General features: G+C 58.1%; 22 protein-coding genes and 1 pseudogene. 12 read left to right on the top strand and 11 right to left on the bottom strand.

Features of this window, described 5'->3' with window-relative positions:
* Window positions 1-53 precede the first annotated feature (53 nt).
* From LPA45_RS00160 to LPA45_RS00140, 5 genes are all read left to right on the top strand, one after another.
* Window positions 54-713, top strand: coding sequence for an isoprenylcysteine carboxylmethyltransferase family protein (locus LPA45_RS00160; protein WP_367394731.1), 660 nt, complete (start codon window positions 54-56; stop codon window positions 711-713).
* 170 nt (window positions 714-883) lie between these two features.
* Entirely contained in the window at window positions 884-3,469 is a 2,586-nt protein-coding gene (locus LPA45_RS00155; protein ID WP_367394730.1) for a glutathionylspermidine synthase family protein, read from the top strand.
* Window positions 3,470-3,473: 4 nt separating this feature from the next.
* Window positions 3,474-4,202: a hypothetical protein gene (locus tag LPA45_RS00150; RefSeq protein WP_367394729.1), complete on the top strand. Its 729-nt coding sequence runs from the start codon at window positions 3,474-3,476 to the stop codon at window positions 4,200-4,202.
* Window positions 4,203-4,265: 63 nt separating this feature from the next.
* Window positions 4,266-4,664, top strand: coding sequence for a DUF350 domain-containing protein (locus LPA45_RS00145; protein WP_367394728.1), 399 nt, complete (start codon window positions 4,266-4,268; stop codon window positions 4,662-4,664).
* Between the two features lie 43 nt (window positions 4,665-4,707).
* Window positions 4,708-5,475 carry a YdcF family protein gene (locus tag LPA45_RS00140; RefSeq protein WP_367394727.1) on the top strand — a complete coding sequence of 256 codons (768 nt, stop codon included), beginning with the start codon at window positions 4,708-4,710 and terminating at the stop codon, window positions 5,473-5,475.
* Between the two features lie 106 nt (window positions 5,476-5,581).
* Here LPA45_RS00140 and LPA45_RS00135 read toward each other — a convergent pair whose 3' ends face one another.
* Both LPA45_RS00135 and LPA45_RS00130 read right to left on the bottom strand, forming a co-directional pair.
* A complete protein-coding gene (locus LPA45_RS00135; RefSeq protein ID WP_367394726.1) occupies window positions 5,582-5,911 on the bottom strand; it encodes a DUF1484 family protein in 330 nt (109 codons plus the stop codon).
* Window positions 5,912-5,954: 43 nt separating this feature from the next.
* Window positions 5,955-6,545, bottom strand: a complete 591-nt coding sequence (locus LPA45_RS00130) for an AAA family ATPase (RefSeq protein WP_367394725.1) — start codon at window positions 6,543-6,545, stop codon at window positions 5,955-5,957.
* Window positions 6,546-7,576: 1,031 nt separating this feature from the next.
* On the opposite strand from LPA45_RS00130, the gene LPA45_RS00125 reads away from it, so the two are divergent.
* From LPA45_RS00125 to LPA45_RS00115, 3 genes are read left to right on the top strand one after another with little or no spacing between them, the layout of a single operon-like run.
* Entirely contained in the window at window positions 7,577-9,139 is a 1,563-nt protein-coding gene (locus tag LPA45_RS00125; RefSeq protein WP_367394724.1) for a recombinase family protein, read from the top strand.
* Complete coding sequence (locus LPA45_RS00120) at window positions 9,136-10,038, top strand: ParB/RepB/Spo0J family partition protein (protein WP_367394723.1); 903 nt, start codon at window positions 9,136-9,138, stop codon at window positions 10,036-10,038. The genes LPA45_RS00125 and LPA45_RS00120 overlap by 4 nt, the downstream gene beginning before the upstream one ends.
* On the top strand, window positions 10,035-10,916 hold the full coding sequence (locus LPA45_RS00115) for a plasmid partitioning protein RepB C-terminal domain-containing protein (protein ID WP_367394722.1): 882 nt from the start codon (window positions 10,035-10,037) through the stop codon (window positions 10,914-10,916). Before LPA45_RS00120 ends, LPA45_RS00115 begins: the two co-directional genes overlap by 4 nt.
* Before the next feature lie 808 nt (window positions 10,917-11,724).
* Here LPA45_RS00115 and LPA45_RS00110 read toward each other — a convergent pair.
* Window positions 11,725-12,999, bottom strand: a complete 1,275-nt coding sequence (locus LPA45_RS00110) for a hypothetical protein (protein ID WP_367394721.1) — start codon at window positions 12,997-12,999, stop codon at window positions 11,725-11,727.
* Between the two features lie 151 nt (window positions 13,000-13,150).
* Here LPA45_RS00110 and LPA45_RS00105 point away from each other — a divergent pair, with 151 nt between their 5' ends.
* A complete protein-coding gene (locus LPA45_RS00105; RefSeq protein ID WP_367394720.1) occupies window positions 13,151-13,774 on the top strand; it encodes an HAD family hydrolase in 624 nt (207 codons plus the stop codon).
* Between the two features lie 45 nt (window positions 13,775-13,819).
* Here LPA45_RS00105 and LPA45_RS00100 read toward each other — a convergent pair whose 3' ends face one another.
* From LPA45_RS00100 to LPA45_RS00065, 8 genes and pseudogenes are all read right to left on the bottom strand, one after another.
* Window positions 13,820-14,677 carry a hypothetical protein gene (locus LPA45_RS00100; RefSeq protein WP_367394719.1) on the bottom strand — a complete coding sequence of 286 codons (858 nt, stop codon included), beginning with the start codon at window positions 14,675-14,677 and terminating at the stop codon, window positions 13,820-13,822.
* Window positions 14,678-15,215: 538 nt separating this feature from the next.
* Window positions 15,216-15,653, bottom strand: a complete 438-nt coding sequence (locus LPA45_RS00095; protein WP_367395042.1) for a hypothetical protein — start codon at window positions 15,651-15,653, stop codon at window positions 15,216-15,218.
* 204 nt (window positions 15,654-15,857) lie between these two features.
* Window positions 15,858-16,211: pseudogene (locus LPA45_RS00090) on the bottom strand (TniQ family protein); the annotation flags it as partial.
* The gene (locus LPA45_RS00085; protein WP_290368000.1) at window positions 16,201-17,274 is read right to left on the bottom strand and encodes a TniB family NTP-binding protein; all 1,074 of its coding nucleotides are present in this window, start codon (window positions 17,272-17,274) and stop codon (window positions 16,201-16,203) included. The pseudogene LPA45_RS00090 and the gene LPA45_RS00085, both read right to left, overlap by 11 nt.
* A gap of 7 nt (window positions 17,275-17,281) precedes the next feature.
* Window positions 17,282-19,069, bottom strand: a complete 1,788-nt coding sequence (locus LPA45_RS00080) for a Mu transposase C-terminal domain-containing protein (protein ID WP_367394718.1) — start codon at window positions 19,067-19,069, stop codon at window positions 17,282-17,284.
* A gap of 175 nt (window positions 19,070-19,244) precedes the next feature.
* Window positions 19,245-19,949, bottom strand: a complete 705-nt coding sequence (locus LPA45_RS00075; protein ID WP_367394717.1) for a TnsA endonuclease N-terminal domain-containing protein — start codon at window positions 19,947-19,949, stop codon at window positions 19,245-19,247.
* Window positions 19,950-20,219: 270 nt separating this feature from the next.
* Entirely contained in the window at window positions 20,220-20,645 is a 426-nt protein-coding gene (locus LPA45_RS00070) for a helix-turn-helix domain-containing protein (protein ID WP_367394716.1), read from the bottom strand.
* 289 nt (window positions 20,646-20,934) lie between these two features.
* A complete protein-coding gene (locus LPA45_RS00065; RefSeq protein ID WP_367394715.1) occupies window positions 20,935-21,138 on the bottom strand; it encodes a hypothetical protein in 204 nt (67 codons plus the stop codon).
* 681 nt (window positions 21,139-21,819) lie between these two features.
* On the opposite strand from LPA45_RS00065, the gene LPA45_RS00060 reads away from it, so the two are divergent.
* Genes LPA45_RS00060 through LPA45_RS00050 form a run of 3 tightly spaced genes read left to right on the top strand, consistent with a single transcriptional unit; the run spans window position 21,820 to window position 25,000 of the window.
* A complete protein-coding gene (locus tag LPA45_RS00060; protein ID WP_367394714.1) occupies window positions 21,820-22,653 on the top strand; it encodes a helix-turn-helix domain-containing protein in 834 nt (277 codons plus the stop codon).
* Window positions 22,654-22,656: 3 nt separating this feature from the next.
* On the top strand, window positions 22,657-24,798 hold the full coding sequence (locus LPA45_RS00055; protein ID WP_367394713.1) for a DEAD/DEAH box helicase family protein: 2,142 nt from the start codon (window positions 22,657-22,659) through the stop codon (window positions 24,796-24,798).
* On the top strand, window positions 24,791-25,000 hold the full coding sequence (locus LPA45_RS00050; RefSeq protein ID WP_367394712.1) for a hypothetical protein: 210 nt from the start codon (window positions 24,791-24,793) through the stop codon (window positions 24,998-25,000). Before LPA45_RS00055 ends, LPA45_RS00050 begins: the two co-directional genes overlap by 8 nt.
* Window position 25,001 lies beyond the last annotated feature (1 nt).

Raw genomic sequence — 25,001 nt, 5'->3', positions numbered from 1 at the left:
CCATGCCGGGCTTACGCTACACAGGTGCATCGATCGTCGCAGCGGAGGTCTTCATGCGTCCGACTCCTGGCCTGGCATTCGCCACCCTTGCCGGCACCGTTGCCTACCTCGCCATCGCAATCGCGGGCTGGGGCGGCATCGGCGCCTTCTTTGCGCATCCCGCGCGCGTGGCCCTCACCATCGTGCTGTTCGCCCTGGCCGTGGCCGCGCTGTTCTCCGGCGGCAACGTCAGCAGCGGCATGCGCGAAGACCGCGGCAACCGCTGGGTGCTGGCCGCGTTCGGTGTGCTCGGCCTGCTCGCGGCTTACCTGCCGGCTTATACCGACCGCATCGGCTTCTGGACGCTGGATGGGGATACCGTGCGCTGGATTGGCGTGGCGTTGTTTGCCGCCGGCGGCGTGCTGCGCTTATGGCCGGTGTTCGTGCTCGGGCATCGGTTCAGCGGACTGGTGGCGATCCAGCCCGGGCATACGCTGGTGACGACCGGCATCTATGGCGTGATCCGGCATCCGAGCTATCTCGGATTCGTGGTCAGTTCGCTGGGATGGGTACTCGGATTCCGTTCAGGCGTGGGCGTGGTGCTGACGCTGGCGACGGTGCCGGTGCTGGTGGCGCGGATCCGGGCGGAAGAGGCGTTGTTGCTTGATCAATTTGGGGATGAGTATGCGGCGTACTGTGGACGGACATGGCGGATGGTGCCAGGGGTGTACTAGGGTGTTGCCTACGACGTCATACCGCCTGCGATGACACGGCTTGCACGCATGCTTGGCAGCAACCACTGCCCGCTATAGTATTGCCTTCGCCATTTCTGGCAAATCCAGACAGAACGAATAAAACCAGGCGCGCGGCCCGGCCGCTCGTCATTACGGGCATAAAGGTCTGCGTGATCGAACAAATCGTCATCGTCGGCTTCGGCTGCATCGGCCAGGCCGTGCTGCCACTGCTGGAGCGAACCTGGCCAGAGGCTGCGATAACCGTAGTGGACCGCGTGCTCGACCACACCCGCATGCAGCTCGTAGCCGGACACGGCCTGCATGCCATCGAGGCCAACATCACCGCCGGCAACCATGAAACGGTACTTGGCCCGCTGCTGAGCCCCGGCACCTTCCTGCTGAACCTCGCCCCATCCGTCTGCAGCCGCGACCTGATCGCTTTTGCGCAGGCGCGCGGCGCGTTCTACGTCGACGCCGGCATCGAGCCATGGGACTACGAAGCCGACCCGCAAGCCTCGCACCTGAGCAACTACGCGCTGCGCGACGAGATGCTCGCCTTCGCCCGCGGCCGTGAATCCCTGCCGACCGCATTGATCGCGCATGGCGCCAATCCCGGGCTGGTGTCCGTGCTGGTGAAGGCCGCGCTGATGGCACTGGCCGGCAACGTGGGATTACGGCTGCCGGAGCCTGAAGACCGCGCCGACTGGGCCGCACTCGCGCGCGCCCTCGACGTGCGCGTCATCCAGGTCGCCGAGTACGACAGCCAGCAAGCCCCCGGCTACCCGCGCGACGGCGAGTTCGCCAACACCTGGTCCGCCGAAGGCTTCATCACAGAATGCCTGCAGGACGCCGAACTCGGCTGGGGCACGCACGAGCCCGCGCTGCCGCCCGACGGCTATCGCCATGGCTACGGCAGCGGCGCGGCCATCGCGCTGGACCGGCCCGGGCACCGCACGCGCGTGCGGTCGTGGTCGCCGCAGCATGGTCCCTTCGACGCGTACCTGATCACGCACAACGAATCGATCTCGATCGCCGAGTACCTGACCCTGACCGGCAACACCACCACCGGCCAGCCGCCATACCGCCCCACCGTCTACTATGCCTATCGCCCCACCACCGCCACGCAAGTGTCGATGCAATGGCTGGACGACCGCGCCGCACCGCGCGTGCGCGGCGAACGCATCCTGCGCGACGAGATCCGGTGCGGCGAAGACGAACTCGGCGTGCTGCTGATGAGCGGCCGGCACGGCGCGCTCTGGTACGGCTCGCGCCTGTCCGTGCAGCGCGCGCGCTCGCTGGCGCCGTACAACACCGCCACCAGCCTGCAGGTGGCATCGAGCCTGGTCGCCGGCATGCAGTGGATGCTGGCCAACCCCGCGCGCGGCGTGGTGATCCGACGCGCTCGACTTCCGCCCCGTGCTGGCCGATGCCGCGCACTGGTGGGCACCGCTCAGCTTGCATTTCACCGACTGGCTCCCGCGGCCGGGCGCCACGTCGCTCGCCTTCACCGACTTCCTGCTCGACGACGCCACCGCGCAACCCGTCGCCTGCCAACCTGCAACGTCACCGACAATGGCCTGCTGATGCAACGCATCCCCCAGACCCCGCGCCGCAACTGGCCGCGCGAACTCGAGAAGGTCGGCTTCCACTTCCATTCGCTGGATGAGTTCAATGTCCCGCGCGAAGTCGATGACAACACCTTCTTCTACTGGCGCGAAGACGCCGCCTACGCCTTCAGCAAGCACGAGATCGAAACGCTGTACGCCGCCGCGTACGACCTCAACCAGCGCTGCCTGGAAGCCGTGCAGCACGTGATCGACCACGACCTGTTCGCGCGCCTGGCCATCCCGCAGGACTTCGCGCAACTGATCCGCACCTCCTGGGACCGCGACGAGCCCACGCTGTTCGGCCGCTTCGACATGACGCTGGACGAGCACGGCGTGCCGAAGCTGTACGAGTTCAACGCCGACACCCCCACCTCGCTGATCGAATCCGCCGTGGCGCAGTGGTACTGGAAAGACACCGTGCAGCCGCAGGCCGACCAGTTCAACAGCCTGCATGAGGCACTGGTGGCGCGCTGGCAATGGCTGCGCCAGCACTACCGCAACGCCAGCGTGCTGCACTTTGCCTGCATGTTCGACAGCCAGGAAGACATCTGCAACACCGAGTACCTGATGGACACCGCGCTGCAGGCCGGCTGGTCCGTCAAGCTGGTCGACCTGCAAGACATCGGCACCGACGGCCGCGGCGGCTTCTATGACGCCGACGACGTGCCGATGGAAGTCGTCTTCAAGCTCTACCCGTGGGAATGGATGGCCACCTCCGACTACCGCGACCAGCTTGCGCACAGCCCCGTGCGCTGGGTCGAGCCGCCGTGGAAGGCCGTGCTGTCCAACAAGGCCATCCTGCCGATCCTGTGGGAGCTGTTCCCGGGACACACCAACCTGCTCGAAGCCAGCTTCGACCCCGACCGCATCGCCGGCCAGCCGCACGCCAAAAAACCCTTCCTGTCGCGCGAAGGCGAGAGCGTGACCCTGCTCACCCCGGAAGGCCACGTCCACAACCCCGGCGAGTATGGCGAGGAAGGCTTCATCTACCAGGCCTACGCGCCGGCGCGGCGCTTTGACGGCCGCTACACCACGCTGGGCGTCTGGATCGTCGACGACGTGCCCAGCGGCCTGTGCGTGCGCGAGGAATCCGGGCCCATCGCCAAGAACACCAGTTTCTTCGTTCCACACTACTTCACGAACGCGTAAGCACATGGCCAAGAAGAAGCCGGGCAGCCAACGGCCGTCGAAGTACGACAGCCCCTACAGCCCCAGGCCCAGCCGCTCCGCCAAGGTGTCATGGCAGACGCAGGCCTACGACACCCAGCCGAAGAAGTCGCCCACGCTGTGGATCATCGGCGCCTGCGCCGTGGTCGCCGGCGTAGCGGCACTCGGCTCATGCACCGACGACGCCGACGACGATCCCGGCGTGACCGTCCGCCGCGCCAGCTACGCCACGCTGCAGGACTGCGAAGCCGACTGGAACACGCCCAACGACTGCGAGAGCGTGCCGGCCGACGACACGCGCAACCTCTACAGCTCCAGCCTGGCCGACGTCGCCAGCAGCCCGAGCGCCAACGGCAGTTCAGGCAGCGGCCATGGCAGCACCGCCTATTACGCGCGCTGGTACGGCCCGTACTACACCGCCAGCGGCACCGTCTATCACCCCGATGGCTCGCAGACCCAGCGCGACATGTCCGCCGGCCCGGTGCGGCCGAAGACTGCCTACGACAGCAACGGCATGCGCACGCAGCAGCAATGGGCGCCATCCACGCCGAACGCCGCGATGGTGGAAGAAGCCACCGTGCGCCGCAGCTCGCTCGGCCGCGGGCAATCCATGGGGCTGTCCATGCGCACCGCCGCCGTGTCGCGCGCGCCGGTGGTGTCGCGTGGTGGCTTTGCCAGCCGCTTTGGCAGCTCCGGGCGGTCTGGTGGCGGTTGAGTGTTGCTGCGCTTTCACTGTGTCTTATTTCCTTCCCTGATCCACTGACAACGAGTCGAACCTATGGTCAATGCCATGCATCCGGCGCTTGCCTACCTGATCTATATCGTCACCAGCTTTGGCTTGCTGGGGTTGTTCCTGCTGGTCTATACGCGGGTGACGCCGCATCGGGAATTCCGGCTGATTCGCGAGGGGAACATGGCGGCGGCGTTGTCGTTGGGCGGGGCGGCGCTGGGGTTCTCGCTGACGTTGTCGTCGAGCATTCAGCATAACGCTACGTTTGGGATGTTCTTGTTGTGGGCGTTTGGGGCGTTTGCTGTGCAGGTGGTGGCTTACCTGGTGGCGGCGCGGGCGTTGGGGGGTGTCAGTGAGGCGATCTCCAATGACAACCGGGGGGTTGGGGCGGTGATGGGGGTGATTTCGTTGTCGGTGGGGGTGGTGAATGCGGCGTGTCTTAGCTGAGGTGGTGGAAGCAGGGCCGGCGGTGAAACGCAGCAGGCATTGGATGCGCATTGGCCTGGCGCTGGTTGGTGCTGTGCTGCTTGGGGATGCTGTTGGGCTGATGGGGATGGGGTTGTTCAGCCTCGGCATCACGTTGCCGGGGTGTATTGGGATTGCTTTCCTGTTGCTCGCGTTGTGTTGGGATGGCGTGGCGCGGTGGCGGAAGGCTGATCGGCGGCGGGAGTTGCTTTGGCGTGCGGGGTGGGCTGCGTTTGCTGTGTGGCTGGTGACTGTCGGGGTGTTCTTTTATGGCATCCGCAGTGGCATGGGCGTGTCCGTGCCGGCGGGGACGCCGGTGAAGGCGATTGTCATTCTTGGGTCTGGTACGCCTAACTGTGTGGCGTCGCCGACGTTGATTGCGCGGCTGGATCAGGGATTGGTGCAGGCGCGGCGGTGGCCGGAGGCCAAGGTTGTCGTGAGCGGTGGACAGGACTTTGGGCTGCGGTGTGTTGAGGCGGACATCATGGCGGACTACCTCATTGCGCGTGGGATAGCAGCTGACAAGGTGATTCGCGAAGGACGCAGTACCAGTACTGAGGAGAATCTGGTGTTCAGCCGGCGGTTGCTGGAGGGGCAGGGTGTTGGTGCTGCGGGTGCGATGGTGGTAGTGACCAGCGATTTCCACGTGCGGCGGGCGGCGGGGATTGCGCGGAAGGCTGGGTTCAGCGAAGCATTCGGCGTGGGAGCCGAGACGCCTTTGTACCTTCGCTTTAATGCATGGTTGCGTGAGTACTTCGCGGCGATCAGTAGTTGGGTGTTGAGGGAGTACTGAGGCTTCAGCTTGCGGCACTTCGCGGTGTCGGAACCAGAACGGCGCGAGACCAGTGGGTTCGCGCCGTTTTGCTTTCAGGCCCCGCATTGCGCGGACCTGTCCCTCGTCAGACAAGTGCCTGCAGGCGGTCGGCGCTTTGGTCGATCTGCCGCTTGAGCGGCGAAAGCAGGGCGTGGAGGCCGATGCTATCGGGGATATCGCCGGCCTGCAGGTCCAGCAAGGTCAGGACGGACTGAAGGCCGGCGCTGACGCGCAGCAAGTCGTCGCTGGCTTCGAGGATGTGGTCCTCGAGGGTTGCGGCTTTGCTGGGTTGCGGTGGGATGGGCTTGGCGTGGCGGCGGAACTGGGCGCGGTCGGCTTTGGCCAGGTTCTCGGCTAGTTGGGCTTGTTTTTGGACGAGGGTGGGCTCTTGGGGAGCTGGGGTGGTGCTAGGCATTGCGACCTCCGGTACGTGAATGATGGAGGCTCGTCGTCCGCTGTCAATCGGGTGGGCGAGCACGAGGCAGGGTTGACAGACCGGCACGTACCACCGGCGAGCCCGAAGGCTCCCCCGCCGCAGCCCGCCCGTAGGGTCGTGCATAGGCGAAAGACGAGAGGATAACGGTGCCAACAATCCAGAGATTCCTTGGAAATGGAATCCTGGCTTCATCGCCACTGCGAATACGCCAACAACCGTCGATTCCTTTTTGCAAGTTCGGCAGACATGCCTTACCTGACTCCATACCCGACAAAACATCGGCGAAATAGCGCTCGACGTGTGCAAGGTTCATTTCATCGAGGAGGAGCACATAGGGATGCTGAGGGTCATGCACCGCCTTCAGCATAAATTCAAGCGCTCCGGGAACAGACCATGCAGCACGCCCATCGAGCTCTCTTTTCAGCGCGTCTTCATAGCCAAACAACGCCTCGGCGCCCGTCCAATCTGGGCGCACTGCGGCAACGTGTAGGTGGTCTTTTCCAAGCCATTCGCCGAAGCGCATGGCGATCTGAGTCTTGCCTGAACCGGAAAGCCCAGTCAGGATAACCAGCGGTTTGGTAACTAGGCTGGAAACAAAAGCTGAGACAAGCAAATCATGCTGATCGCCAAACTGAACCCCGGAAGCTCGTAGCGCGTCCCCGGTCGACCTTTTTCCATTTCGCCACTACCTCGTAGCGGCCACACGTGTGAGGAACCGGAATTCGTGAGACTGTGTTTCCAGAAAAATCAAGCACTTATCTATTAATTCCGTCGCTTTTCGGCAATCTAAGAATCGGAATTAGTGAGACTACCCTGACAAGAAGCATCAATTGGTGCGACTGCTCTGCAGGCGCCCTTTTGCGCACAATTCATAGCCTTCCGCCCCACCCGTCTGGAAATCTCCGGTCTGCCACTGCCTTGACTGTCGCGCAAGGCGCGTCCCGATAGTCTGGGAGAATCTTAAGGTAGCCTGGGGCAGATGACTTAAGTATCTGGCTAACTAATAGGGCTGCCACGGCGAACGCTCGCGATGACCTGCCGTCTCTTTCCGTTTGCCGCCGGCGGGGAGTGACGTATGAAAATCGTGAGGCAGTGCCAGGCGTGCGGACTGCCATTCGAGGTTCGCCCCCAAACGCCTGGGCAGCGCTTTTGCCCAGCGCCTCAGTGCCAGCGGCGCCGGCGCCGCGAATGGCAGCGGCAGCGCTTAGCGACCGACGCCGATTACCGCGGGAACCAAGCGCAGGCCCAACGCAGCTGGGCTGCGGGGCACCCGGAGTATTGGCGTGAGTACCGTGAGCTTCACCCAGCGTATGCCGCCCGCAACCGGGAGCAGCAAAAGCGGCGGAACGTCACGAATCGCATTGCAAAGATGGACGTGTGGAAACGGCTTACAGCCGTCCGCTCAGGCATTTACGCTCTGTCTCCAGCGCCACAAACGCTGATTGCAAAGATGGACCCGTGGATCGTCCGAATTACAGTCCTGGCGCGGGAGAGTGCAGATCGCGTCATGATTGCAAAGAGAGGACGTGTCACGCCAGGCGTTTGGACCTGCTAAAAATGACGGTGTGCACGTCCCAACGATCGCCAACTTGGGGGCTGGCGGAGCATGGGCACGGCACTCGATTTGGACAGTGAGTCGAAATCATGCTGACAGTCCCTCAACGCAATGGCGAAACGCCGAGCGCCGAAGTACAAGCGGCCGAGTACGTCCGCATGTCGACTGAACATCAGCAGTACTCGACTGAGAATCAGCGCGACAAGATCCGGGAATATGCTCAACGGCGTGGCCTTCGCATAGTCCGTACCTATGCCGACGAAGGAAAGAGCGGCTTACGCATCGACGGCAGGCAGGCGCTCCAAAACCTCATTCATGACGTCGAATCCGGCGCCGCGGATTTCCAGGTCATCCTGGTCTACGACGTAAGCCGGTGGGGCCGCTTCCAGGACGCGGACGAAAGCGCGTACTACGAGTACATCTGCCGAAGGGCCGGCTTACAGGTGGCCTACTGCGCCGAGCAGTTCGAGAACGATGGCTCGCCTGTGTCCACAATCGTCAAGGGTGTAAAGCGTGCAATGGCTGGCGAGTACAGCCGCGAACTCTCGTCAAAGGTATTCGCTGGGCAATGCCGCCTTATTGAGATGGGTTTTCGCCAAGGGGGGCCCGCCGGATATGGGCTGCGGCGGGTACTAGTGGACCAGCACGGTGTCATGAAAGCGCCGCTCGCACGTGGCGAGCACAAGAGCATTCAGACTGACCGCGTGATCTTGATGCCTGGCCCGGAAAGTGAGGTGCGTACTGTCAATCTCATCTACTCGTGGTTCATCGAGGAGTCGCTAAATGAGCATGAAATTGCTGCACGCCTGAACGCAATGCGAATCGAGACGGAACTCGGTCGGCCTTGGGGTCGATCTACAGTGAGGGAGGTCCTGACGAACGAGAAGTATATTGGCAACAACGTCTACAACCGCGTCTCATTCAAGTTGAAGAAGACTCGGGTCGCGAACACCCCCGATATGTGGATTCGGAAGGAGCATGCCTTTGAACCAATAGTCGCAAGCGATATCTTCTACACCGCTCAAGGCATCATGCGCGCAAGGGCTCGCCGCTACTCGGATAGCGAGCTTATCGACAGGCTACGCGCACTGTACAAGAGCCGTGGCTATCTATCCGGCCTAGTTATCGATGAAACGGAGGGAATGCCATCGACCTCTGTCTACGTTTATCACTTCGGAAGCCTCATCCGTGCTTATCAGACGGTGGGCTTTACGCCCGACCGTGATTACCGGTACGTAGAGACCAATCGTTTCCTACGCCGCCTGCATCCAGAAATGGTGACGGAGACGGAGCGTAGAATCGCCGCGCTTGGTGGCACCGTAGTTCGCGATCCTGCTACGGACCTACTTATGCTCAATGGTGAGTTCAATGCTTCGATCGTCCTAGCTCGATGCCAATCTCCCGCGACTGGCCATTACCGCTGGAAGGTACGATTCGACACCAGTCTCGCCCCCGACATTACTGTCGCAGTCCGCCTAGGCCAAGAGAACAGCTCGATACTGGACTACTACCTGCTCCCCCGACTCGACTTCTGCAGGCCACGTATCAGCCTGGCCGAACGCAATCCAGCAGAACTTGAGAGTTACCGCTTTGATAACCTGGACTACCTTTATGGCATGGCGGCTCGCTCGAAGCTCAGGAGAGCAGCATGAGCGAAAAGCGGCAGCCAGGCGAGGTTCGCATGATTCCAATCGATCGGGTCGAAGTCCTGAATCCACGAGAACGGAACGGAAAGGTATTCGGCGAGATCGTTGAGAACATCAAAACCATTGGCCTGAAGAAGCCAATTACTGTCACCCCGCGCATGGCTGCAGATGGCGGGGAGAAGTACATGCTTGTCTGTGGTGAGGGTCGTCTCAAAGCATTTCGGTCTCTCGGTGAAACAACGATTCCCGCTCTAGTCGTGCATGTTAGCGATGAAGATGCCTTCCTCATGAGCCTGGCTGAGAACATCGCTCGCCGCCAGTGTCGTTCACTGGAACTGCTAGCGGGCATTCGCCAGCTACATGAACAAGGCTATACACCGAGAGTCATCGCCGAAAAGACAGGACTAACTCAACAGTACATCCAGGGCATCCTGACGCTGCTTCAGCAAGGTGAAGAGCGCTTGCTAGTCGCTGTCGAGAAAGGCAGCATTCCGCTGAACGCCGCACTTGCGATTGTAGGTGCTGGCGACGATGACAAGGCGATTCAGGCGGCTCTACAGGAGGCATACGAATCAGGTAAGTTGAGAGGCAAGCAACTCATGGATGCGCGACGAGTGATCGAGCGTCGCCAGACACTGGGCAGGACAAGCTCCCGTAGGATGCCGCGGCAAGCTAGCGACGTCTCATCGTCCAGCTTGATCCGTACATATCAGAACGAGGTCGAACGCCAAAAGTCCATGGTCCGCAAGGCCGAGTTCGCGCAACAACGGCTAATTTTCGTGGTCGGTGCCCTACGACAGCTCTTCGCGGATGAAAACTTTGTGAATCTTCTTCGGGCCGAAGATCTTGCAACGCTCCCGAAGTACCTGTCAGAACGAGTTTGGCCCGGAGGTGCATTGAGATGAGCAGTGTTACGCTGGGCTTCATTCCCGAGCCGTTGAGTGTGCCAGTGGTTTGCATTCTGCCATCTCGACGTGCGCCGGAAGGCGTTGGCACCTCCCGGAAATTCATGCAGATCAAGTCATCGATAGAAGAAATCGGACTGATAGAGCCTCTCTCCGTCACGCCGGCTGATCAGCAGTCTGGCCAGCATGTACTACTGGACGGGCACATCCGGCTGATCGCCCTTCGTGAACTAGGCTTCGTCGAGGCGTCCTGCCTTGTTGCGACCGATGATGAAAGCTTTACATACAACAATCGCATAAATCGCCTCTCGACCATTCAAGAGCACTTCATGCTGAGACGAGCGATAGATCGCGGCGTCTCACCGGAGCGCCTGGCCAAAGCGCTCAGCGTCGATGTAACTCACATACAGAAGAAGGCCAATCTCCTGAACGGAATCTGCCCAGAGGCGACCGAGCTACTTAAGGATCGGCAATTTTCACCGGAGCTCGTCCGCGCCATCAGAAAGATGAAGCCAACCCGGCAAGTCGAGTGTGTGGAGCTAATGGCGTCTGCGAACAATCTTACGATCGCATACGCCGAGGCATTGCTTGTCGCCACACCAGCCAGTCTACTTGTCGACGGCAAGAAGCCACGAAAGCTTACCGGCGTCACGCAGGAGCAGATGGCGAAAATGGAAAGGGAGATGACAAATCTGCAGGGCCAATACAAGCTCGTTGAGCAGACCTATGGCCAAGACGTCTTGAACCTTGTTTTGGCGAAGGGCTATCTAGCAAAGCTGCTCGAGAACGTGTCGGTGTCCGCCTTTCTTCGCCAAAGAGATCCCGATCTGCTCGCGGAGTTCGAATTGATCGTGCAAACTGTATCGCTCGACCAATAGTCTGCAATCGATCTGAACCGCGCTGCACGACGCTCGGGACTGCCGGAAGCAGGCGAACCTTATGCTAGTTCGCCGCGCGACCTATTCCTTTATCTTCAGATCATGGTGACGCTCCAAGTAGCGCAATATCTCCTCAAGGCTGCTCATAACGTCGAGCTGATTGGCTCCAAACGCGTAATAGCCGCTCAACAGAGCGTCAGACGGCGTGCTGTCAGGAACTGCGTGGGACCTTACCTTGGTAACCTCACCATCCTTGGATCGGATGGACAAGGGATAGCGAAAAGCGCGACCGTCTGAAATCCGCGCGCCACCAGGTCCATAGTTTTGAATGTTTGCGTTGTAACAAGAATTCCCGATGATGCTCTCAAGTTTTGCTAGAAGTTGACGGCGTGCGTCGGAAAGAGGCTTGTCCATAGTGGCATCAGTTGATCTCGGCCTTCAAAGCATATCTGACCAGCGCACCACCCATCAAGCTGCTAGCCCCACACATTATCCGAAGTTATCTTGTAGGGATACCGGCGAGCGCCGGCGACAGCTATGGCAAGCAACACGGAGCGCGCTGCAGTGTGGCTGGTGACGATCGACGTGTTCTTCTACAACCTTCACAGGAGCGCTGAAGCTACCTCACTCGCCGCAATATTGCTCTGGGTGAAAGGCCGTAGCGCAGGCAAGGAAACCTAGGCAATCATGAACGCAAGAGCATCTCCCCTGTTGAAATTCCCGCAAGTACTTCGTCGCTATTGTTGCGCAGCGAAGTCAGCCGTCTTGGAATAGTTCCAATGCGTGACAACCCCAAAAGCCTGGCACTCTATGTAGACGAGGATTCATCGGGCCACCACGCGGGCGGCCAGCTTGCCCAGGACGGAACAGTCAGACACTTTCGCAATATCTCATCAACAGGATTGGAGACTGAAAGTTCGCCCCTTACAACGTCTACCCATACTCTAGCCCGCTGATCATAGGGGGGTGACAACTCTGAGCAGGTCTGTGAAAGTCGATCCAGGAACAGTTCCAATTGCCGTACGCGGGCATCCGCCTCCATCATCAGAAACGCCTGCTTCAGTTGCTCCGCTCTGGCTTCTCGCCGGCGGCGTTGCTGCGCTCGGATCTCCTCTTCTCGGCGGCTGTTGGCCTCTCGAGCCTCTCGTTCGGTTCTCAATTGTGGTTGAGACAAGGCCAAATGAAACGCCGTTCGTATGATCTCATTGACTTGTCCCTCCATCCGCTCCTTGTTGCCCTGCCAAGCTTTGCGCGCGTGAAATTCGGCCCCCTCAATACTGAAAGTAAAGTTCCCCGAAGGCCGCATCTCATACTCCCGTGCCCAGGGAGAATCTTTCCGCTTGACTTCGAATTCTTCAGGAGTGAGCCGAACTCGGCGGTACCCCTCAGAGAACTTGAAAGTGAGCACCTCATCCTTCAGCCGCATCTCAATTGCCGGGCCGTCTGCACGACCGGAAGCGCGATCGCGGTGTCCTTCTCGCCGGACGACGGTCATTCCTCCATGCAAGAGGCCACGCAGCAGTGTTGCATGGAAAAGGAGAACCCAGTTCATAGCCTCCAGTGACGCGCAGATATCGAGACAGTCACGGTCGAGCAGACTGTATCGGCCATGCTGTTCAAGCGGAAGACGATCTTGCGGATTGTCGGTTCTCCAGTTGGAGCCCCCGCGACGCTGCGACCGCTCAATAAGTCTTGGCATACGCTCGCAGTACCTCTGGGTTGCCTTGACGAGCGGGTGTGCACCCTCAAGGCTCGTAGCGAACTCAATCGGCGGCAGTTTCGTGGCCTCCACTGCTCGAGCCTGAAGCAACTCAGCACGGTGCTGAGCGAGGGCACGCTGCCTTGCCAGTTCCTCGGGATCACTCGTTGCAAAGTGCACGATCACATCCAGTTCCGGCGCGGGGAGCGGGAGCATCGACGGCGTCTGCCCAGCTTTAAGCTTCGCCCAGTAGCCACGCGGAGGTACCGGTATTGCGTGCCGGCGACAGGCCTTCGCTAACCCTACGTCGGAAATCCCCAGTTCCTTCGCCAGGCGCACGATCGGCATCGACCACACTTTTTTGTACAACTCGCTGCGCTTCATAACTCATCTCTCGAGTTCGGCGAACGTACAGCCAACGTGGGCGCTAACGTACCGGATAATGCTTGCGAGTTCAATTCTTTTACGTATAGGATGAATCGAAGCGCGCTGCAGATTCGTGAGAGCGACCTTTCCTTCAGCATGAACGACAACTATGTCCGCGATCCCTTCGACACCTATCCAAGCAGTGATCTTTGACGCGTTCGATACACTGTGCGAAATCGGCAATCCCCTTCACCCGTTTGCTGAGATCGCTCGTGCAGGTCACCATCGCAACGACGCGCGGATGGCACTGATGACCCGTCCCGTTGGTATCCGTCAGGCAATCGAGCACTTCGGCCTCTCTGATCTTGATGTCGCTTCGCTCGAGAAACGTTTGGAGATGGAACTCGCGAGTATTCGCTTGTTTGACGACACCATCCCCACTCTCATGCAGTTGAAACGTCGCGGGATGAAGCTCGCCATAGCGTCGAACTTGGCCGCCCCTTATGCCGCCCCGCTTCTCGCCCTACTCCCTTTCCAGTTGGATGCGTATGCCTGGTCATTCGACGTCGGGTATTTGAAGCCGCAGGCAGAGATCTTTGAATGGACCATCGAGAAACTCGGAGTTCCGGCAGGAGCGACATTGATGGTGGGCGACACCTATAAGGCGGATTACGTGGGCGCCGTGGGCGCCGGATTGCAAGCCCGGCACCTCGTTCGATCTGAGGAGCCACAGCCAGGTGTACTGAGTATTCGTTCACTCTCCGAGATCTTAGGCTTGCATCTCGCCAGTTAGCAGCGACGCCGTGGGACGTTTTGGGGTACAGGCGTACGGGGACGCCTAGTCCGCGGATAACAAGATGTCCTTGATACCCAAAAGAGTTGCCTTATCAAATTGCCACACGGCGGCCCCGTTGATCATTGGTCCTTGTACGGCCCGAAGTGTGCCGTCGGCCACCATCTTGTACATTCTTTTTTTGGAAACGCCGAGGATGCGTCTGGCTTCGTCCAACGTAGCCAAGCCATCACGGCGGTCTCGCTCGGCGTGGAGGCTTGTCCTTAGGACTGTGCCCATTTTCCTGCCACGAGTTGTGAGAAATAGCTTACCGGTAAGTACGCCACTCTCAACAAGGCTTCTTACCATCTCAGTTCGAACCTTCAGTACTTTCGCGGCTTCCTTGATAGACACCCATTCGTGACACTCACGCGACGTCGAAGAAAGCCTCCTGTTCCGCTTGGCAAGTTGCCCCGTCCATTGACTGGTGACGTAGGCTTCGAAAGCTTCTCGAAGAAATGAGAATGCCGCTTCGGGGAAGTCTCGATACAATGAGGGATAGAACCGCCCGAATCTAGCGGAAAGCCGATTACCGCTGAGCTGCAGTCCTTCCGATGCGCCTAGTTGGTCCAGCAGCAAATTGAATCCTTGTGGCCAATGGAACAAGACTCCGACTGTTCCCTGGACAAGCGAGATGGAGCGAGATAATTCCATCACACCGGCGATCTTTTGTGCCTTAGCAGCATCGCATGTCGAGTACGCACCCAAGAACCACGTTGCCCGAAGCAGTTGATGGACATCGAGACGTTGCAAGGGGCAATCGATCGCATCTATCGCTTCCGTTTCCGGATGCAGTGCGGAAGCAAGGATGCCCGCATATGCCGCGACACCGGTAGAGCAAGGCTCCGCCGGAGCGGACTTCAACGATTCACCGCAAGGGCAAACACCCAAGGGCAAATCGGTCAGGCGCGTCTTCCGCTTGCAGACATGACACTCGTCGCGCAACCAAACTTTATGTGTGTAACAAGCTACACCGAAGACCAACTGCCATACAGCGCGATGGTAAGGGGCATCCGCAAGGCAGATGGGGCAGTAGCGCAAGAACCGCGTATTCCAGTATCGCAGTCCGATGCCACCAACATCACCAGAGTTAAGGCCTGCTATCCCGCAAATTGGCCCTCGCGTGGCGGACGATTTCAATCCAAGCGGCGTTTGTATCGCGCCCGGCGTGCCAGCCCACTTACCCGTGCTAACGGGCAGTAGCCATCGCTGATGGTCGAAGCCGTTAAGGGTGCAATAGCGAGCCACATAGCCCTGTTTCGATTCCAACGGCAAGGGAGCCGGCCTGACGAGCGGTCGGACAGTTGAAGAGTTCTCGTGCAACACACCCTCCAATCTCATACGGCCGCTCACGCGATGGATCCGCCTTCGCGACATGTGCTACTACATTTTCACCATCGCCTCATGACTCGGCAGTTGCCATCCATTTCGTCAGACGGTCAAGGTGACCGGCGAGGTCGACGCGATAGAGGTTCGCAAACTGAGCGCAGGCCTTCTCCACATGGTCATCGCCTAGTAAGCGTCGGAATATCGGATACTTATTGGCGTAATGAATCTCAGATCGCCCAAGACATTTTCTGTCGACATCGCTCCTCCGCTCCTCGCGAAGCAAAGAGAACAGCGGCATTGGCCAGTTCGTCACGGCTGGCGCCATATGAGCAATGGCGAGGGCGTCTAATCGTTGGGTACATGTCATATGAGGGCTATCTAACTCCAAAGGTATGGCCCCTTTCAAAACGTCCTTGCGCGACCGTTCAAACGCGGACAATGCGAGTTCAATGAGATCATCAATCCGGCCGGGCGGTGGTCGAAGGTCGCCGCGAAGTTCATCCTCGAGCATCTGGGTAAATTCGAGGACGGACTTCGTAGGTGCGGGGACGCCGCCATGGCTCGTCTCCAGGACATGCCCTCGAGGGCATCGCTTCAGGTTGCGCCGGCGCAATGAGAGTGCGACCCTGCAAGTCGGGCAGCGGTCCACTAGCCACTGCCCGTGATGAACACATGCAGTAATCAACCGAAGATCCCACAACGCTGGGGCGCTGTGATGCTCAGTTAGACATTCGAGACAGACTGCTGACCGGCGCCTTCTGAAGAAGTCGATTCGAATGCATCGCCCCATGAAACGCCACGAGCCTGAACCGGGCTCACTTTCCAAGCGATACGACAGTTCCAGCAGGTCGGCATCCGACAGTGCCACAGCCTCAGCAAGATACCGCAAGGTTCCGTCAGGCGTCTCTTCAGCATCTGTCAACGCTCCTCGAGGACACGCCTCCGAACCAATTCCTTCCAGCCCGTTCAGTTCCGCCAATCTAGAAAGGTATCCATACAGGCTTTCACCTCGCTCTGGTTTAGGGCGGACGAGCAGCTTCCCATATCTTTCCCGCAGACTAATAGCCATAGAATGGCTCTCCTCGTCTGGTGAGGGCGCGCTTAACGAATGCTGGGCTAAACGGATTGGTTTCTTTATCAGCGCGATCCCAAATGATGCTTTTGAAGGACCGCGCCAATATCTCCATGTCGACAGTCTCGTGTCCGCCAAGCAGGGCAATTCGCAGCGCCTCACTAACAATTTTCATCACAAAGTCGATCAAGCCATATGTCGCGTAGAACATAGGCTCGACGCAAGACGGCTTACCGATCGCCGAAGGGACGTTAAACGGAAGTCTCTCGTCCAGAGTCTTCAGTAGACTAACAAACGTAAAGAGGTCATTGCGACGATCAAGCGAGAACGGATCGAGATGTATTCTAGGTAAAAACCGGCGACGGAGTTGTTCATTCACTTCGAGAATGCTCGTGCAGTGAGGCAATCCCAGGAGTACGAAAGGAACGCGCGTTGCATTGATTAACTGCTTTAGCCAGTCAGCCACCCTGTACTCGACCTTTTCGCCTGAATTGTCAACAAACTGTTGGAATTCATCTAGCATCACGACTTCTACTCTGCACTCGCGAAAGAGCGTGATAATCCTCGCTGTCTTGCTTTCCGCTGATCCCTTGTCCGCATACGGATCCTTCATGGTCATGAGGATTCGCTCCGCCACGTTCTTCACTGTTGGCTGTGAAGGGAGTTCCAAACCAAGGACCGGGATTACAGTTCGATCTTCCAGCTCTTCCTTCGGATAGCGCGCCTCGTATGCCTCGCGAAGCGTGGATTTTCCGCTGCCTGATACTCCCGTGATGAGTAGACAATCTGGTTCCACTAGCATATGCCTGCCAACGAAATGACAACACTCAATGGCTTGCATGGCGTTTTCAAACACTGGATAGCGTACTAGGCGGCTGCGGAATTCGACGTAGCAGCGTTCCGCTTTAGCTCTCAACTCACCATGCTGACGCTCGAATGCAAGATCAATCTGACTTAGGGGCTTCTCTTGGCTATGCTGCGCTGGCCCTGGTGATGCTTGACTCTCCGCCCTCCTCGCCCTCTCGTCCTTCGCGGTAGTTAGCTTTGCTTCGTCCAACATCCTCCTGCTATTCCGCGTCATAATTTTTGACCTCCTCGCTCAGTATCCAGTCCTCCACAAGGGACGAAATCGATTCGATTTGCTGTTCGCTGTCGTCCCTCTTGTCCGGCTTGGGACGCGGTGGCGTCTCTGCATGCTGCTGAAGCGCTTCCTTCGCCCGTGCGGCGACATTTCTCCCTGCTTTAGGCACCTTGCGCATCTTGAGGAGCTGCTCGGTGAACTCCCTAAGCTCTAGCTTCGCTGCCATCAGACCATCTCTGTAGGGCAGGTTCGCGTAGTCTTGCCGTCTTTTCTTGCTGAGATAGTTGTGCTGTTCCAAAGTGAGCCCACTCGCGTAGGCCGAGTCCGTGCACGGAACCGCTATGTACTGCTTCCTCGCCTGATCCAAGACATATATGGTTCCCAAATCATCGGGATCAAACCTGACAGTCACCTTTACCGATCGCTTATTTCCGCGTATGTGCTGCAGTTCGTCGGAGACATAGAACAGCGAATTGATCTGAATGCCATTCCGCCCTAGCTTACGTACCTCGGACCGCCCTAGGTAGACTTTCAGAGTTTCGGGATCTTCCACAAGTGTCGGCGGATCCACGCGTACGCCTTCGTTCCACTTCTGCAATGGCGCCGCCTGGATTCCTCGATGGAACTCGGAGCCATAGATATCCACAACCCATCTGTGCAGCGCCTCGTTCAACTCCCCCAAAGTGAGGACGGCACGTCCTTCCGAGTCGTACCCGAGCCTTTTGTCGTATTTCGAATAGGTCGTGCCCGGTAACATATGTGTGAAGTTGTAGTTGAGCGTCTTCAAAAAGCGCTCGATGGATCCTTTCAGGTATGGCGCACGAGGCTCGCAGTAAACGATGTGCGTCCCAATGTCAGCGCACGCGGTCTCAAGATGACTAGCATGGAACTCGAGGCCGTTGTCGCACACGAGCAGTTCAATAAAGCCGTAACATGGCCACTCGCCAGCGATCGCCGGAAATTTTTCTTTGATATAGGTCTTAGGCAGGATGGCGTGGCGCAGGCAGCGGAGAACCGAATCTACGCTTGGCTTTCTGAAGCTGACATAGAGACCCACGACCATACGTGAATAGTGGTCGATCATGACCGTGATCCAGGGCCTGCCCAGCAGCATCTTGAGAACTTCATCAACTACCAAGACATCGAAGGGTGTATGGTCAACCTCTACACGCTGTAGTGGTCGTAGAGATTCGGAGGCTCGCCCATAAAGTCGAAGGTTCTGCCGTGCAATACGCGCCCCGTATCTGCGCTTGAGCACGTGATACTTGTCATACTGATCTAGCACACGGTTTATTAGTCTCGCTGACGGATATAGCAGTGCATCGGAACGTGGGCGGCTTTTGTTCAACTTGTTAATACTGGCGCAGATCCAATCTCGGAGCTCTTTCTTGGTCTCGCGTTCCTCTGTCAGGTATACCTTTTCGATACCTTCAACAATGAGGTCCAGCACTTCCTGCGGATAGTCTGTTTTTGGGGCACGCCCTCTTAGCTCCCACTTATCGATGAGGGCGCGAATATCGAAGTTACCCATCACCCACCGCTTGCGCCAACGATAGAACGTCGACACGTCTGGCGGCGTCTGGTCAGGGCTGATTGCCGCCGCACACTCTTTGATCAATTCAGCGACAAGGCGTCGACTCATGCCAAGCACACCGTTCGGGCAGATCGCAGTGAGGTACCTCCACTTGCACAAGGCGTTCTTGCGTATAGGTTCAGGGAAGTCCTCGATGCTGCGCTGCACCCACCCCGGAGGTTGTTGTTCGGTGTCGTCCACCGGGAAGTTTCTCAAGTTCGTAAGCCTGAGGCGACCGGTTTCATATAGGCGAAGCAGGTCTTGCCGACTGTAGTCACGAAGCGCCCCGTCAGCAGCGGTACGCAGCTGAAATTTGTCGCCAACTATCTCAGTGACCTTGAGGTACGCCTCATCGATCAGTAGGATTGCGCCCCGCCTAAATAAAGAGTGCGACATCGTCGTCCTCCCGAAAAAGGCGGATAACCGTATGTCCCTCGATGGGCTGAGTGAGGTCGCAAGCAAGTTCGCGACGAGCTAGACCCTCGATCACCCTGAGCCTACTGCCTAGAAGCTCTTCCGCCTCTGCGAAGGTCACTTGATCGCGGCCCTCCCAGGCCAAAGCGATTTGCGAATCTTCGTACGTGCTGTCTGACGAGATTTTTGACAGCAGATATTGGACCTGAGGAAGACGATGCGGATGCTTCAGTTCAACTTCAGTTAGAAGGACGAACTTTGCGCCGTGTCCGTCAAAGTACCGTTCGATCTCGGCGAACCGCTCCTGGTTTTCGTCCGTTTGCGCCCGGCTGCGAGGTTTCACTTCGACATACCACTCCCTGTCGGCGCCCCAGGAGAATCTGAAATCGGGTGTGTAGCGCCTCATTCGACCGCCGCAGCGGTATGAAATGCAGATGGGCTGTTCCTGGTAGGAGGCGATGCCCTTCGCAAATTCAGCAAGGTGAAGACACCACATCTCCAGCAAACTTTCGCACCGAACCATTCGGCCCATCTTGCGCGAGGCGAACTTACCTCTAAACCCTCGGCCAGAAGGCCGCACAGGATTGCGAGTACCGTGGTATGGCGGGTTTATCGGAAGTGGATTAGTCCGCAGGAATCGCGGTGAAGAGGCGATGTAGTCGGCCATTGTTGGTCAGTCGGTTAGCGCTATTTCGAGGCGACCGCCGGCCCGGCGGCAATCCATGAGGATGTCGCCTAGAACAGTTCCGGTTTTCGGGCGTAATAACTCCCGCCCCAAGGTTGTTATGCCAAGGGAAAAACCGTAACGAACCGGTGATCGATGAATGGGCGGCCTTGACCTGCCGACTACGCGGAGGGATACTTCAAGCGCCAACTAGAAGTACTGCCCTCCAAGCGAGGTCAACGACGGGGCAAGCCGCCAAGGTTTGTCCCGTTTTTACATTTCGGCATCCTCCTTTGCTTGACGTCGACGCAAGCGTGCCGGACCGTACGTAGGCTCGTCCGCAAGAAGTTCATCAATCCGAACCAACTCACGTATGGCGCGGATCTGCGCCGGATACAGCCGGTCAATCTTTTCCCAAAGTTCGTGACACAGCAGGTACGTCTCGGTTGGTACATCCGTGGGCAGCACGAAGCGCCGCCTCGACTTTTCTATCGCCTGTCGCATTTCGACGCTGTCTCGATCATTGAGAGACAGGATCCTCTGAAGTCTTCCCAGAAATTCTTCGCTCGGTGGCTTCACACCCAGTTCGATGGCCGAGATGTAGGTCTGCTCGTAGCCGAGCAGATTGGCTAACTCGTGCTGACGCATGCCGCTACGCAGGCGTAGCGTCCGCAAGAAAGTGGCGAATGGACTACTCATGTACCAAATCTCGTTAAGGCCTTGGGAACGACCGGCTGATGGTGCTCAGCAGAGATTAAAGTACATGTTGTGCCACATGCCAAGGCAGAATTTCAGCCCAACCCATTGATTTTTAAGTATTTTTCGTATCGTTGCCTCGATACAGAAAAAAGCGGATCTATCATCACTTTGACGTCGGCTATATCGGTCGCGAGCGGAGGGCGAGCGGAGGTTGCAGAGTCAGAAATGATCAGCTAATGCCCCGGTTCCTCGCGTTGGTACGCGTTGATACTCGTGCGCGTCAGGCTAACTACGGCTCATCATTCGGCCAACGTAAGCAGGCTTCTGCGTACGGGCGGAATTCTGGCCCCCGCTGGTAGAGAATTTTTCCCCATTCGCGCACCTCCTCCACGGAGGGGATCATGGACGCTGGACACTCCGACAGGAAGAATGTGAGGAGCACATCAATTTCCTGCTTGCTGCCTTTTCTGAACTGTTTGAAGGGATCTGACACGTGTGCCTCCTTCTTCTACCTGGCCGCCGCCGTTTCGCCGTTTCCCAAAATTCGTAAGATGGATCACATCATGGGTTTCGTTCGGGGCTAGCTGGCTCGAGAAATCAGGTAGGGATGGCCAAGGCGGCCCCAAAAAAGTGCACCTTCATCAACTCAACTATTTTCAAATTGATGCGGCGAGCCCCCCTTCTGGGTCTAGTGAGACGAGGTGACGAGGAACCTGTCCTGCAATTCAGGGTACAGCTCATCGTGTTCATGCAGGTAGCTGTTGCCGCAGATGTTGACCAGATTGCGGTGATGCAGCACGCGGTCGATGAGCGCACCAGCCACGACTCATCGCTGAGCACGCAGCCGCCTTCCGGCAGCCCATTGTTTCCAGATCATCCTCAGCTCCATCACCGAGAAGAGTTTCCACCGTGTCGCAGTGGCAGAAGCCATTGAGCATGGTGCTTAAAACTGTAGCACCTAGAGCCAGCGTATGGAGCTAGAACACGATATGGATTGGTTTGGACTGTGGGCCAGCTTAATCCCCCGAAAAACGGTGGAGAATTCCTCGGAATATTGCCACTGCCCGAAAGGGGTATGTGTTGCGAACATGATGCGCTCCAGATGGAGTGCGCAGCATTCTAAGCTGTAGAATATACCGGAACACAGTCCCACGCACTGGAAGCTAAGGCACCCATGAATAATCCGGTCATGACAATTCGCGAGGTAGCGAGCGCTCTGAAGCTTGCCGAGAAGACGGTCTACGCCATGGCAAGCGATGGTGATCTACCGGCATTCAAGATCCGAGGGCAATGGCGGGTGCGAAGAAGTGATTTTGAAACGTGGCTGTCGCAGCAAGCTGGCATGCAGCGGAGGAGTTCGGTTTCAATTGAGCCTGCCGCGGCGGCAGTTGAGACGATAGAGCAAGCGGCGTGCAACAGTGCGGAGGCCCCAGTTTTAGGCTGCCCGGAAGAGCGAGTAATTGAGGACTTGACGGAACGCGTGTCTCCAGGCGAGCTTCATCGCCGTCTTGTCCACGCTCTCGGCTCCTCAAGCGTGCGCTCTCACTCGCATTGGGATGAAAAACCCTTCGAGATGGATCTGAACTCTCCACTGCCGCATAAAGTACGCGTGTACATGTACAACGCCACCCGTCCTCCTGGTGGCCGTCCATTAGGTGAACACAAGGTGCAGCTGATCGTGCCTGGGCAGCGTCGTGGCCAGCGTGGATCGTTCGATAATGGGGACGGCCGCATCGTCTTGCTGGTGGGCTACGCTGCTGAGGAAGATGTTTTTGTTCTATGGGACGCCGGTCTGTACACCGATTTCGCCTGGTCAAGGAACGTCCAGGTTAAGGCGGAAACCATTATTCAAGCTTCGGCAGGCAAGCTGGCAACGCAAGAGCGCCAATTGCGGCCCCCAAGCGGACGGCCTATTGTCGAAACAGTTCTTGCCGTGAAGCCGCGTGGGGTTGCGGAGGCAATAGCCCGCCGCATGGAGCTAACGCGTGAGCGCCTACTTCGGGAGTAGGACTTGGCCTCCCTTGCGGATATTCAGCTCAAGCAGGCGTATCACAAACCTGAGGACGATATTGCCGGGGCATTCTACCTGCCGTGCATGGCAGCCGCGCATGCCTATGACCGTGCAGTTGGTTACTTCAGCAGCGCAATCTATGCATTGGCATGGCCAAGCCTGCGAGAGTTTGTCGAAAACCAGGGCAGGATTCGACTGATCTGCTCGCCTGTACTTTCCGATGACGACGTTAACGCGATGGCAGTAGGCTACTCTGCTCGCGATGACGACGCCCAAGGTACCCTCATCAAGGAAGAGTTCCGTCGGCTGCTGGCCACACCTGGTACTGTAAAGCCAGCCAAAGTTCTGGCTTCACTGGTTGCACTGAATGTGATTGACATTCGCGTCGCATGGGTGGGCGATGTCGCAGGAGGTAAGCCAAAGCGACTTTTTCACGACAAGCTCGGAATATTTGAAGACGTCGCAGGCAATGCCGTCGCATTCAAAGGATCAATGAACGAGACTTGGCCAGGCCTTGCCCTCGACGGTAACTTGGAATCCGTTGATGTGTATCTGAGTTGGGCTGGCGAACGTGAACTCGCACGAGTAGCTGACGAGCAGGCCTACTTTGTCAGGCTTTGGGATAATCAGTTTCCTGGCGTAACCACCATTCCTCTCCCGGAAGTTGCGCGCGACGCACTGGTGACAGCGGCCGATCCGGAGCACTGGCGCGAACTTGTTGAGGAAATATGCATTGAGATCCAGACCGCTACGAGGTGGTCGCCGGAAGCACGGCCCAATGGGCGAGCACCGCGCGCTCATCAAGTAGCTGCGCTTGATGCGTGGGAGACACGTGGTCGCCGAGGGATCTTCGAGCACGCCACCGGATCAGGGAAGACGTTCACCGCCCTTTGCGCAATCAAGGATTCGTTCGCGCGCAACGAAGTTGTACTGGTACTTGTACCGAGCGACCTCCTGCTTCGCCAATGGGCCACGGAACTTCGGACAACTTTTGACTCGCTTGGTATTCGGCTTCTCCTTTGTGGTGGCGGTCACTCAGACTGGAAGGAAGATGGGCGGCTAAGAGCGTGGACACGAACTGGTAGCGGCGCTCCAAGGCTCGTGCTCGCAACAATGCAGACCGCATCCTCTATTGGGTTCTTAGCGGCATGCCGCGGGGGTCCCCACTTATTCTTGGTGGCAGACGAGGTACACAGACTCGGTGCACCACAATCACGTAGGGTTTTCGAACTGGACACCGGCCCGCGCCTTGGCCTAAGTGCCACCCCAGTCCGATCGGGAGACCCTGCGGGCACGGCTGCAATCTTTGAATACTTTGATGGTGTCGTGCCCCCTCCGTTCACACTGGTCGACGCTATAAGGGCCGGAACGCTAACCCCTTATGCGTATAACGTCCGACGTGTCTGTTTGGATGCAGAGGAGCAGGAGGATTGGAATAGGCTGTCAAAGGAAATTCGAAAGCAGATGGCTCGATCAATTGGCGCCAAGACTTCAGAAGCTGACCTTGAGTTGCGCCTCAAGATGCTATTGATTCGCCGAGCACGAATCGTTAAGAACGCCAGGCAGAAGGTTGAGGCAGCAGTTACCACCGTTACATCAGCCTATAAACGCGGGCAGCACTGGATTGTTTATTGCGACGATCAAGTTCAACTTGCCGCCGTACGAGATGCACTTAGATCTGCGGGCTGTGCCGACATCTTCGAATATCACACGGCGATGACCGGAGACCCACGTCGTACGCTTGACCTGTTCGAAGCACAAGGTGGGATTGTTGTCTCAATCCGTTGCCTAGATGAAGGCGTTGATATTCCAGCGGTATCGCACGCCCTCATACTTGCTTCGTCAAAGAACCCGAGAGAGTTCATACAGCGACGTGGACGAGTACTGAGAAAGTCGCCAGCAAAATCGATCTCACACGTCTACGACGTGCTGGTTACCCCTCTCTTCGACCCCGATGAGCCGCCAGCGCTTGCAATTCTAGAGGGGGAGCTTGCGCGCGCTATTGAATTCGGAACGCACGCAATCAACCCCGGTTGTATTACGGATCTTCAGCGCTTGGCAATCGAGCATGGCTTGGATTGGACGCGCCTCCTCAATTCGGGCATTGAGGACGATGAGAACGATAAGGAGCCCCATGAATAAAATTGTACAAACACGAAGCGAAGACCAGTTTCAATCGCTACTTGACACCGTAGAGCGCCTCAGATGCGAGAACTTTCCGACGTTGGATTCCACCCTGGTCCGCGATATTTTGCGCTTGCATGCGGACAGCGCCGCCGGGGATGGCGAGCTTGCGCGCGGTGTCGAGCAGGCAGTCGAGCGCTACCTCGCTAAGGGGGACTAGT

It is taken from the genome of Cupriavidus sp. Agwp_2, from assembly GCF_040784895.1.
Lineage (GTDB): Bacteria > Pseudomonadota > Gammaproteobacteria > Burkholderiales > Burkholderiaceae > Cupriavidus.
The sequence above is the reverse complement of the archived record's forward strand: the minus strand, read 5'-3'. Positions and strand labels throughout refer to the sequence as shown.

What these genes read in the sequence shown, in the direction of transcription:
- LPA45_RS00160 (WP_367394731.1), top strand. Translation starts at nt 54, where the DNA reads ATGCGTCCGACTCCTGGCCTGGCATTCGCCACCCTTGCCGGCACCGTT.
- LPA45_RS00150 (WP_367394729.1), top strand. Translation starts at nt 3,474, where the DNA reads ATGGCCAAGAAGAAGCCGGGCAGCCAACGGCCGTCGAAGTACGACAGC.
- LPA45_RS00145 (WP_367394728.1), top strand. Translation starts at nt 4,266, where the DNA reads ATGGTCAATGCCATGCATCCGGCGCTTGCCTACCTGATCTATATCGTC.
- LPA45_RS00140 (WP_367394727.1), top strand. Translation starts at nt 4,708, where the DNA reads ATGCGCATTGGCCTGGCGCTGGTTGGTGCTGTGCTGCTTGGGGATGCT.
- LPA45_RS00135 (WP_367394726.1), bottom strand. Translation starts at nt 5,911, where the DNA reads ATGCCTAGCACCACCCCAGCTCCCCAAGAGCCCACCCTCGTCCAAAAA.
- LPA45_RS00125 (WP_367394724.1), top strand. Translation starts at nt 7,577, where the DNA reads ATGCTGACAGTCCCTCAACGCAATGGCGAAACGCCGAGCGCCGAAGTA.
- LPA45_RS00120 (WP_367394723.1), top strand. Translation starts at nt 9,136, where the DNA reads ATGAGCGAAAAGCGGCAGCCAGGCGAGGTTCGCATGATTCCAATCGAT.
- LPA45_RS00115 (WP_367394722.1), top strand. Translation starts at nt 10,035, where the DNA reads ATGAGCAGTGTTACGCTGGGCTTCATTCCCGAGCCGTTGAGTGTGCCA.
- LPA45_RS00110 (WP_367394721.1), bottom strand. Translation starts at nt 12,999, where the DNA reads ATGAAGCGCAGCGAGTTGTACAAAAAAGTGTGGTCGATGCCGATCGTG.
- LPA45_RS00105 (WP_367394720.1), top strand. Translation starts at nt 13,151, where the DNA reads ATGTCCGCGATCCCTTCGACACCTATCCAAGCAGTGATCTTTGACGCG.
- LPA45_RS00095 (WP_367395042.1), bottom strand. Translation starts at nt 15,653, where the DNA reads ATGCTCGAGGATGAACTTCGCGGCGACCTTCGACCACCGCCCGGCCGG.
- LPA45_RS00085 (WP_290368000.1), bottom strand. Translation starts at nt 17,274, where the DNA reads ATGTTGGACGAAGCAAAGCTAACTACCGCGAAGGACGAGAGGGCGAGG.
- LPA45_RS00075 (WP_367394717.1), bottom strand. Translation starts at nt 19,949, where the DNA reads ATGGCCGACTACATCGCCTCTTCACCGCGATTCCTGCGGACTAATCCA.
- LPA45_RS00070 (WP_367394716.1), bottom strand. Translation starts at nt 20,645, where the DNA reads ATGAGTAGTCCATTCGCCACTTTCTTGCGGACGCTACGCCTGCGTAGC.
- LPA45_RS00060 (WP_367394714.1), top strand. Translation starts at nt 21,820, where the DNA reads ATGAATAATCCGGTCATGACAATTCGCGAGGTAGCGAGCGCTCTGAAG.
- LPA45_RS00050 (WP_367394712.1), top strand. Translation starts at nt 24,791, where the DNA reads ATGAATAAAATTGTACAAACACGAAGCGAAGACCAGTTTCAATCGCTA.